General features: G+C 46.2%; 6 protein-coding genes. 4 read left to right on the top strand and 2 right to left on the bottom strand.

From position 1 onward, the window contains the following. Positions 1–394: 394 nt before the first annotated feature. The 3 genes from C4S61_RS14120 to galE all read left to right on the top strand — a co-directional run bounded on the left by C4S61_RS14120 (position 395) and on the right by galE (position 7,773). Complete coding sequence (locus tag C4S61_RS14120; protein WP_200820588.1) at positions 395–3,535, top strand: PKD domain-containing protein; 3,141 nt, start codon at positions 395–397, stop codon at positions 3,533–3,535. A gap of 28 nt (positions 3,536–3,563) precedes the next feature. Continuing rightward, positions 3,564–6,701 carry a PKD domain-containing protein gene (locus C4S61_RS14115; protein WP_103925461.1) on the top strand — a complete coding sequence of 1,046 codons (3,138 nt, stop codon included), beginning with the start codon at positions 3,564–3,566 and terminating at the stop codon, positions 6,699–6,701. A 61-nt stretch (positions 6,702–6,762) separates the two neighbouring features. Next, positions 6,763–7,773, top strand: a complete 1,011-nt coding sequence (galE, locus tag C4S61_RS14110; RefSeq protein ID WP_103925460.1) for a UDP-glucose 4-epimerase GalE — start codon at positions 6,763–6,765, stop codon at positions 7,771–7,773. 258 nt (positions 7,774–8,031) lie between these two features. Here the strand turns inward: galE and C4S61_RS14105 are convergent, their stop codons facing one another. After that, positions 8,032–8,421: a DUF1398 domain-containing protein gene (locus C4S61_RS14105; protein ID WP_103925459.1), complete on the bottom strand. Its 390-nt coding sequence runs from the start codon at positions 8,419–8,421 to the stop codon at positions 8,032–8,034. A 117-nt stretch (positions 8,422–8,538) separates the two neighbouring features. On the opposite strand from C4S61_RS14105, the gene C4S61_RS14100 reads away from it, so the two are divergent. Next, a complete protein-coding gene (locus C4S61_RS14100; protein WP_103925458.1) occupies positions 8,539–8,871 on the top strand; it encodes a hypothetical protein in 333 nt (110 codons plus the stop codon). Here C4S61_RS14100 and C4S61_RS14095 read toward each other — a convergent pair. Continuing rightward, the gene (locus C4S61_RS14095) at positions 8,868–9,410 is read right to left on the bottom strand and encodes a hypothetical protein (protein WP_103925457.1); all 543 of its coding nucleotides are present in this window, start codon (positions 9,408–9,410) and stop codon (positions 8,868–8,870) included. The two genes, C4S61_RS14100 and C4S61_RS14095, sit on opposite strands and share 4 nt — an antisense overlap. Between the last annotated feature and the right edge of the window lie 232 nt (positions 9,411–9,642).

The following is a 9,642-nucleotide window of genomic DNA, read 5'->3' as shown; positions in this document are numbered from 1 at the left end:
AAAGGTTTGACCCTTATCAGGGTCGAAAGATTGCCTTAAACGAATCAATGAAAATGGAATCATGACCACAGAGTGGTCGAACCTCTCAATAGCCCTAGGTGTCAACCTAGGGAATTGGTGGATAAGATGGTGTTTGACAACCCCGAAGCGGGTTGAACTTGTCTGAAATGAAATTACTCTCGACAGCTGAATGGGATCCAAAAAATAGAAAGGTGTAGATTCAATCTCGTATTTTTAAACGGAACTTCAAAACTGAAAGGCAATAAACTACGCCTAGGAGCGGAGTGTTAGCTAGAGATCTCCTGCCCAAGCCAATATTTCCATTTCTTACAATTTTTAACCGATTTTTTCTCCCTTTTACTATCTTGAATCTCCTTAAAAGGCCCTGATAGAAATGCGGTTACAGTTTTTGCGGTTGGTTTTGATTTTTGTGCTGATGGGCCACGGTTTTTCGGCATTTGGTCAACTATCTACCCTCGGCAAAGAATTCTGGGTTGGATTTATGGATAATAACCGGGTATCAGCTTCGGGAAATAATCCCGGTGCACCGGATTTTGCGGTACTTGTTATCACTGCCAATGAAACCACCACCGGGGCTTTGGAGTATCGGGGTCAGTCGGTGCCTTTTACCCTCAATGCCGGACAGCAATACACGTTGCGGGTTCCTTCCGAAGATTTGGATTTACTGCATCGTACTTCGGGAGTCGTAGAAAATAAAGGCATTCACATCACTTCCTCCGGTAAAATCGCCGTTCATGCATTCAACGAGCGCTATCGCAGTGCGGATGGTACCGTTGTTTTGCCGATCGGTGCACTGGGAAGGGATTATTACATCACCTCGCATTTTGAAATATTAACCGCAAATGTGCCTTACAATGGCAATATCGACAACGAAAGCACGCTTTTGATCGTGGCCACGGAGGACAATACCGAGATCGAAATCACCACAAGTGTCAATTCCCTCAGTGGAAACCAAGCGGGAACACCTTCCCTCATCACACTCAACAGCGGACAAAGCTATCAGATCAAAGCAAGGGCTGATCTGACAGGTTCACGGGTACGTGTCATTGGTGACAATGCAGATGAATGCAAAAAAATCGCAGTTTTTGGAGGAAATAAATGGACTTCTGTCGGTAATTGCGGGGAGGCAAATGATCACCTTTTCCAGCAGGCTTACCCTTTCAATACCTGGGGAACAAGCTTTGTCCACGTGGCGCTCTCTGGCAGAACATCCGGCGAATTGGTTAAGGTTTTGGCTTCTGAAGACAATACCGAAGTCCTGGTAAATGGAATATCTAGGGGAGTGATTAATCAAGGTGAGTTTTTGGCCTTGGAGTTTGGAATCAATGAATCCGGCAAAATTGATACCTCAAAACCTTCCTCAGTTACGGTTTTTTCCAAAAGTATGGCCTGTAATCAACCCAATGCACCCGGAGCTTTCACGGGCGATCCGTTTATGATTACCTATAGTCCAAGTGAGCAGTTTTTGACCGCCTTGACTTTCAATGCACTCAATCTTCCTTCCATCATCAATCACTACGTCAATGTGGTGGTGAAGACCGGCACTCAAAATTCCACCTTTCTGGATGCTCAAAACATTGGAAATCGCTTTGCCCCACTTCCCGGAGACCCCACTTTTCAATATGCAAGAATCAACATTTCCCAAGGAGTCCATCAATTGCGAAACGTAGATGGATTTGCGGCATTCGTTTATGGTTTTGGTGAATTGGAGTCTTACGGCTATGCTGCAGGTGCGGCCTTGGACAACCTCAATTTCATCGCCGAATCGGAATATGACTTTGATGTGGAAGGTGAAAAAGTCGCCTGCCTCAATCAGGAGGGGCTTTGGGAGATCAATTCCGAAAATCCTGATTTCGAATATTTCGTCTGGGATTTTGGAGATGGATCAGATCCGGAAGTAGGCAAAGAAATAGGACATACCTACACCAAACCGGGGATTTACGAAGTGAAAGTCCTGGCGGCCCTGAGTCCAAATTCCTGTGAGGAGCAGGAGGAAGTGACTTTTGAAGTGGAGGTTTTTGAAGCAAAAGGAGAATTGTTGGGTGAGACTTCTGTGTGTCCGGAAGTCGAGCAGGTGATGTATCGGCTGAAAGACCTGATCAATGTAAATAAGGCTAGTTTTGAAGTGGAAGGGGGAGTAATTGTGGAAGATTATGGTGACTCGGTCTTGGTGAATTGGGGTCCTGCCAATCCCGATGCTATCCTTCGCTTGATTCCTTTTTCCGAAAATGGCTGTCCCGGTGCTCCGGTAGAATTGCCTGTGATTGTCAATCAACGTATTGAGGTGACCGCTGCGGTAGGCGAGCTTCAGGTTTGCTTTGATCCGACGGTCCACCATACCTATGCCGCTCCAAATCCCATCAGTGGCAGGGGGTACGACTGGGTGGTTACAGGCGGACAACTTATTTCCGGTCAGGGGGAATCCCAGATTGAAGTGAGTTGGGATCGGCCGGGCGTCACCGGAACGGTGGAATACACCGCCTACAGTCTTCTGGATAATCAGTGCGAGGGAAAGGCTGAACCGATTCAGGTGCAGGTGGCTGATGAGTTTTTGGCAAACTTGGAAGAGATCAATCCGATTGGTTGTGCAGGTTTGAATGTGGGAAGTATTTCTCTGGCTATCCAGGGGGGTATTGCGCCTTATCAATACGAGTGGTCGCATAATCCTTCCCTGAATACTGCTGTCGCCACAGCTCTACCTGCCGGCACTTACACGGTGAAAGTAACCGATCAATTGGGATGTACGCGAATCATCGAAAATATCGAGGTGATCGAACCTGCGCCTTTGGAAATTGCAGCTTTGGTTCCGGTGGAAGTTTCTTGTTATGGCAAACCTGATGGGGAATTGAGATTGGAAGTGACCGGCGGGGTAGGACCCTATACTTTTGACTATGAGGGTCCGCAGACTTTTACCGGATCGATTGCGCTATTCGATATGCCGCAGGGTATTTATGACTGGGAGCTGAAAGATTCAAATGGCTGCACGATACCGGTGAGTTTTGAGATTACTTCTCCTGCGGCTTTGGAGGTGGATGTGCGGTTGGAAAAGCCCGCCTGCCCCGGGGGATCAGACGGGGAGCTTTTTGTCTTACCCAAAGGCGGAGACGGTCCCTTCGTTTACCTTTGGAGAGACCCGACGCTCAGTGGCAATTTGGTGACTGGACTCAGTGCCGGGACTTATGACTTGGAAGTTAGGGATGCTGCCGGTTGTATCAGCATTGGAAAAGGGGTAGTATCCGAAAATGCCCCGCAGGTCAGGATGCCTACGGGCTTTGATCCAAGACAATCACCGGGAATTTATCAGGGGGTATCAAACTGTGAGACCGAATTTGAGTTATTGATTTACAATCGCTGGGGGCAATTGATCTATTCGGGAATCAGTGGATGGGATGGAACCATCGCCGGAGAAAATGCCCCAACAGGATCGTATTCCTATTATGTGAGATATGACTATGCGCTGGAAGGATCACCTCAATTTGTAGAAAAAAGAGGTTCGTTCATCCTCATTAGGTAATAGTAAGTAGATTGAGGGGAAGAAGAACATGAATCCAAACCGGTCCCTAAAGAAGTTGTTGTTTGTGCTGTTTTTCCTGACGGGGAACAGCTTTTTTGCGCCCGCACAATTGACCTCGGTAGGCAGAGAATTTTTTGTGGGTTTTTTGGAAAATGGGCAGAGCCTGGATACAGTCAATGTTCAGTCGGAAAAGGCCGTTTTGATCATTACAGCCAATGAAAAAGCCTCAGGAACCATCGAAACTCCCAAGCAGACGGTCTCTTTTGATTTGGCAAAAGGCCAACAGCTGATTCAAGAATTTGACGCCATCAGCGAAGGATTAATTCATCCGGTATCCGGTCAGGTCAGTCCCCGTTTTCTGCATGTGATTTCGACCGGAAATATCGCCGTCCATGCGCTGAATGGCCGGGCTTACAGCACTGGTGCCACGGTGGTCTTGCCGGTGGAGTCGCTGGGGCTGGACTACCTGGTCATGGCTCATCACGAGAAAGCCTTAGTGGCCAATTCTTCCCTGAATCACACCACGCTGGAGAGTTCCTTGATCGTAGTCGGTACCGCAGATGATACGCAGGTCGAGATCCTCCCTTCGGTCCGCACACAAACAGGAATCCCTGCAAATTACTCTCTGAAAATCACCCTCAACGCGGGGGAATCTTATCAGATCAAATCCGATGGGGACTTGACCGGTACTCGGGTCAGCGTCTTGAATGATAATACTACCAACTGCAAAAATGTGGCAGTTTTCGCGGGCAACAGAATGACGAGTTCGGGTACCTGCGGAACCACAGGCGATCACTTCTTTCAGCAAGCTTACCCGACCAAAACCTGGGGTAAATCGTACATCCACGTTCCTCAAAAAGATCGAACCTCCGGGGAATTTGTCAAAGTTTTGGCTTTGGAAAATGGAACGGATGTATTTGTCAATGGAAAATTGGAGACGAGGCTGAATGCCGGGAAATTTGTCCGACTGGAATTTGGGAAAGATGAAGTGGCACTGATCGAAACTTCCAAACCCAGTTCAGTGGCAGTCATTTCCAAAAGCGGCTTCTGCAATGAGTTTTTCGCAGCTTCTTTGGGTGATCCCAACTTTTTCTCCTACTCCCCAACTGGCCAAATGATCAAGGAAATCCAGTTTTCGACAGGAATTCTCTACGGTCGATTTAATCTGAATATCGATCACTACCTGAATGTCATTGTTCCTAAAGAGGGAGCCGGTAAGACGATACTCAACGGGCAGAACGTGGGTTCACAATTCAAACCGATACCCGGTGGGGAATATGAATATGCTCAAATTAGGATTCCGGAAGGGGTAAATCAATTGTCAAACCCGGCAGGTTTTATTGCCTATGCTTACGGTTCAGGTCAGGTAGAATCCTATGGTTTTGTAGTGGGTACAGGAGTGGAAAGTATCCAATACGAAACCGAAACCACCTATTCGTTTGAGGTGATCGGAGAAAAAGTAGCCTGTTTAAATCAGGAAGGCACTTGGGAGATTTTTCCTGAAAATCAGGAATACAATGAGTTTACCTGGTCTTTTGGAGACAACACACCCCTGGTAGAAGGTCAGGAAGTGTCCCATACTTTTGAAACGCCGGGCAAATACCTCGTCAGTATTCTCGCCTCTACCGGCGAGGGGCGATGTGATCAGGAAGAGACTTTCCGATTCGAAGTGGAAGTCAAAGATTTGGATCCGGTTTTGATTGGCCCTGAGTCTGTTTGTCCATTGATTGATGAGTTTACTTATACGCTGGAGGATACCACGGCTCTGGATCGGGTCGTTTGGTCGATCAGCGGTGGGACGATTTTGGAGGAGACGCCCATTTCTGTAAGAGTCGAGTGGGGCGCACCCAACCCCAATGCAAAACTTTCAGCAATCCCCTATACCGATCAGGGCTGTCCGGGTGAGGAATTGCTCCTGAATGTCACCATAACGGAGTCCATCGAACCCGCTTTGCCTATTGGCAGTTCGGGACTCTGCGGACCAAATGAAGTCCTGACTTACCAGGTACCTTACCAAACACCAGGGCGAAATTATACTTGGACGGTCAGCGGTGGGAGTTTGGTTTCGGGTCAGAATTCCCCAGAGGTAGAAATCCTCTGGGATTTGTCGGCAGCTGTCAAAACGGTCTATTTTGAGGAAACGAGTACTTTGAACGGCGCTTGTTCAGGAACATCCGAAGTATTGGAAGTGACCATTTATCCGGAATTTCAACTCGGAGACTCGGAGATCCAAAATCCCGCTTGTCCAGGCGAAAGCAATGGTAGCATACGGCTTAATCCCAGCGGAGGCTCAGGGAATTATGACTTTAGCTGGGCACATGATCCGATTTTGAAAGCAGGAATGGCCGAAAATCTACCGAGTGGAGACTATAAAGTGACCATTTCCGATGCGACGGGCTGCGCTGTGGAACAAGTAACTTTTTCATTGAAGGATCCCGAACCCCTGCGCGTTGAGGAATCAATCCAGGTCATTTCCAATTCATGCTTTGGTGTCGCGGATGGGGAGTTTTTGATCCAGCCAAGTGGAGGTAATCCGCCCTATACTGTGGCCGGATTGGAGTCAATTTGGGATGGCAATGACCTTCGGGTTTTCGGCATAGCTCCCGGGGAATATGAGCTAACTGTATTGGATAGTCGTGAGTGCTCGATTCCGGTGAGTGTAACCCTGGAAGGGCCGGAGGAGATTTCAGTCTTGGCAAAAGTAGGGAATCCGGGTTGTGAGGGAAGCTTGGACGGGGTCTTGGAGCTGGAGATCTCTGGAGGAATCGGGCCTTATGCCGTGCTTTGGGATTCTGGGCAGACAGGAAACCGGATCGAAGAGTTGCCCTATGGAGAATTTGCTTATACAGTGACGGACTCAAATGGCTGCGTCTTGACAGGGACTGCGATGGTAAATCAGGCAAGACCTGAAGTCCGCATGCCGACAGGTTTCGATCCCCGTGACGGTGCCTACCAGCCTGTATCCAACTGTAGTGTCTCGTATCAACTTACCATTTGGGACCGTTGGGGTGGGATGATTTATTTCGGCACGGAGGGTTGGAATGGATTGATTGACGGCGTAGCGGCCCCTGCTAATTCCTATGCTTATCAGCTTCGGTACACGTATTTATTGGAAGGAAAAGAAACAAGTTCACAAAGCAGGGGAACTTTCACACTGATTCGCTAAGGTTTTTTATCCAATTGTGGAGTATTTGAATAGTTTTGCTTGTGGATTACCAATTTAACACATGAAGAAAATTTTAATTACCGGTGGTGCCGGCTACATCGGATCACATACTGCCGTTGAATTGTGGAAGGCCGGCATGGAGCCGATTATCCTGGATGATTTATCCAATTCCTATGCCAGCGTCATAGATCGCCTCGAAGAGATTACCGGAAAAAGATTTGCCTTTTATCAAGGCGATTGCAATAAAAAATCCCTGCTCAAGTCCATTGCCGACAAGCATAAAATCGAAGGGGTGATTCATTTTGCGGCTTTTAAAGCGGTGGGGGAGAGTACCGCGCAGCCTTTGAAATATTACCGAAATAATGTAGGCTCCCTTATGGTCTTGCTTCAGTTTATGCAGGAGCGGGGGATCCGGGATCTGGTTTTTTCATCTTCCTGTACGGTGTATGGGCAGCCGGACGTGCTGCCGGTGACCGAATCCACGCCAAGAAAAGAAGCCGAGAGTCCCTATGGCAACACAAAGAAAATCTGTGAGGATATCCTGATAGACTACGTAAAGAGCAAACCGGGAATTCGCGTGATTTCACTCCGCTATTTCAATCCTATCGGAGCGCACTCCAGTGCCAAAATCGGGGAATTACCCATCGGGACTCCAAATAACCTGGTGCCCTTCATCACGCAGGTAGCAGCAGGGATTCGGGAAAAGCTGACCGTATTTGGAGATGATTACGATACCGTGGACGGCAGTTGCATTCGGGATTACATCCATGTGATGGATTTGGCTGACGCGCATGTGAAGGCCTTGGCTTTTCTCAACGGACAGGAAAATAACTTCTACGATGTCTTCAATGTGGGCACTGGAAATGGAAACACCGTTTTGGAAGTGATCCATGCCTTTGAAAAAGTCAGTGGAGTAAAGCTCAACTATGTAATCGGACCGCGACGAGCCGGCGATGTGGTGAAAACCTGGGCTGACACCACCAAAATCAACACCGTCCTCGGTTGGCATCCCCACTATTCCCTGGAAGATTGCATGCGGGATAGCTGGAATTGGCAAAAGAGTTTGAGGTAAAAGGAGCGGGTTTTGGCCCGCTTTTTTGTTGATTGGACCTCATTTAGGGTCAGAAATGGGGGAGGCATGCCTTATCGATTCAAGATCCTGTATGGATCAAACTTCCCACTAGCCCCAGGTGGAGCACGTAATTAGCTTGGCGAAGGCAGGGAAATAGAAGCACTTCCGTTTGGCTAACGTAAAGAAATTTTATAGAAGCACAAAAAAGCTGAAGTTTGCACTTTAGCCCTGCTTTTGTCATACCAATGCGTGCAGTTTTTATTGTAGTATCTGTTCCACCAAAATTTCATTTCCTCCTTTATCAAAATAGGTGCAAGTCATTTTTTCCATACAAACAGCCCATTTTTCAAGCCCTGCTTTGGCACAATCGTTACAAAATGTTTGATAATCTGTTTTTCCTTGCTGATGCGCTTTGATGTCTATTTTAAACTGCTCAATGTTTGAAATGTCGACCACCTGCAATGTGTCATATTTTGCAGATGATGAAGTTTTGTAATCATTTACCCCATAATAATCGGTATGTCCATCTGAAACAAAAGTTTCATAATAAGTAACCCCCAATTTTTTAATGTCTTGTATGTAAGCTGGAAAATCTGCACCTGATTTTACTTTGCTGTGAGCTGTTTTGATTTGTTCTACTGTAAACATTTTTTCTTTGTTTTTAATTTGAACAGGAATCCTATACGGAGGGTAAAAGGTCGGATGAGGTAACGCATACTGCCGAAGTACCAACTTCCCGCCAGGAAGGAAGAACCAAAATAGTAAATGTGGCAGCGAAAGACAAAAGGATTTTTGAAGGGCTGCGCGTCAAGAAAACTTCCTGTGGAAGTTTTTGGCGAAGAGCCAGAATGCAGGGGAGGCAGGAAAGGCGGATGGGCGGTGGCTCAAAGTCCGATTCTGATCACTACCATTACTTTATCCCGCCTAAGAAGAAAAGGATATGAATCGATGCTTTCTTATTACCTCAAAACGCAACCTACAATCCAGCGAAACGCGGTATACAGCCAGTCCCGATTTGTCGGGAAGACCCGTACGTACGGTGGTGTGAGAGGCGCACCTCGTCAACTTAACGGTTGGCGAGGCCGTCTACTCGATTAGCGGCTGGCAATCCTTTTATTCCACTCATTTTCAAATGATTCAATTCTCTGTCTGCTTACTTGTTTTAAGTAACTACTAACAATTTCTTGTGAGAGTTTTTTTATCCAATTTTCATCTCTCAGCTTTGACTTGTAATCAAAGTCTTCCCCAAGATTCTCAACTTCTCCGTTAAAATCAATTATTATGTCATTAATAATTGTTGAAGTTGAGTCGATAAAATCTTGTCTATCCTTTAAGTCTTTTACGAACAATTCAGGGCTTACTAACAATTCTTTGCCTTTGTTGTCATTTTCAAAAATCTGTCGCAGTATAAATAGAATAGCAAATCTTGTCAGAGCATACTTTGCAACAAGTTGATTTTTTAAAGTCGGAAGTTTTGAGATTATAATTTTATCTACTAAGTCAAGCATCAGAATTCTATGAGCAGTTACTTCGGGTCTGCCAAAAATATCAATGTATTTTTCATCAAACACTTGATATTTTCTGTGTGTTCCCCAAGGTTCTTTAAGGTCAAATGACATTATTAAAATTCCTGCCATTTCATTGGATATAACCTTAGGTAAAATGTTTGGCTCGCCCCTTTTTATCTCATAGAAATACTCAGCTCCATAATAAGTTTTAAATTCATTTTGAAGTCTTACTTGAATATTGTTGTTTGATTTAAAGGTATCCGTCCGGGCAACTGCGTCTCCTATGTTAGCATCGGATTAAAAAATCACCTTTCAAGCGATTAATTTTATTGAAAAGTGGTGAGGGATGAGAGCCAATTTG

Origin of the sequence: Algoriphagus boritolerans DSM 17298 = JCM 18970 (genome assembly GCF_900108085.1) — a bacterium.
Taxonomy (GTDB): domain Bacteria; phylum Bacteroidota; class Bacteroidia; order Cytophagales; family Cyclobacteriaceae; genus Algoriphagus; species Algoriphagus boritolerans.
This window is presented reverse-complemented; position numbering and strand designations above follow the sequence as displayed.

Bases quoted from the DNA above. Each gene is read 5' to 3' on its own strand.
- C4S61_RS14095 (WP_103925457.1), bottom strand. From the start codon at position 9,410: ATGGCAGGAATTTTAATAATGTCATTTGACCTTAAAGAACCTTGGGGA.
- C4S61_RS14105 (WP_103925459.1), bottom strand. From the start codon at position 8,421: ATGTTTACAGTAGAACAAATCAAAACAGCTCACAGCAAAGTAAAATCA.
- C4S61_RS14120 (WP_200820588.1), top strand. From the start codon at position 395: ATGCGGTTACAGTTTTTGCGGTTGGTTTTGATTTTTGTGCTGATGGGC.
- galE (WP_103925460.1), top strand. From the start codon at position 6,763: ATGAAGAAAATTTTAATTACCGGTGGTGCCGGCTACATCGGATCACAT.
- C4S61_RS14100 (WP_103925458.1), top strand. From the start codon at position 8,539: ATGTGGCAGCGAAAGACAAAAGGATTTTTGAAGGGCTGCGCGTCAAGA.
- C4S61_RS14115 (WP_103925461.1), top strand. From the start codon at position 3,564: ATGAATCCAAACCGGTCCCTAAAGAAGTTGTTGTTTGTGCTGTTTTTC.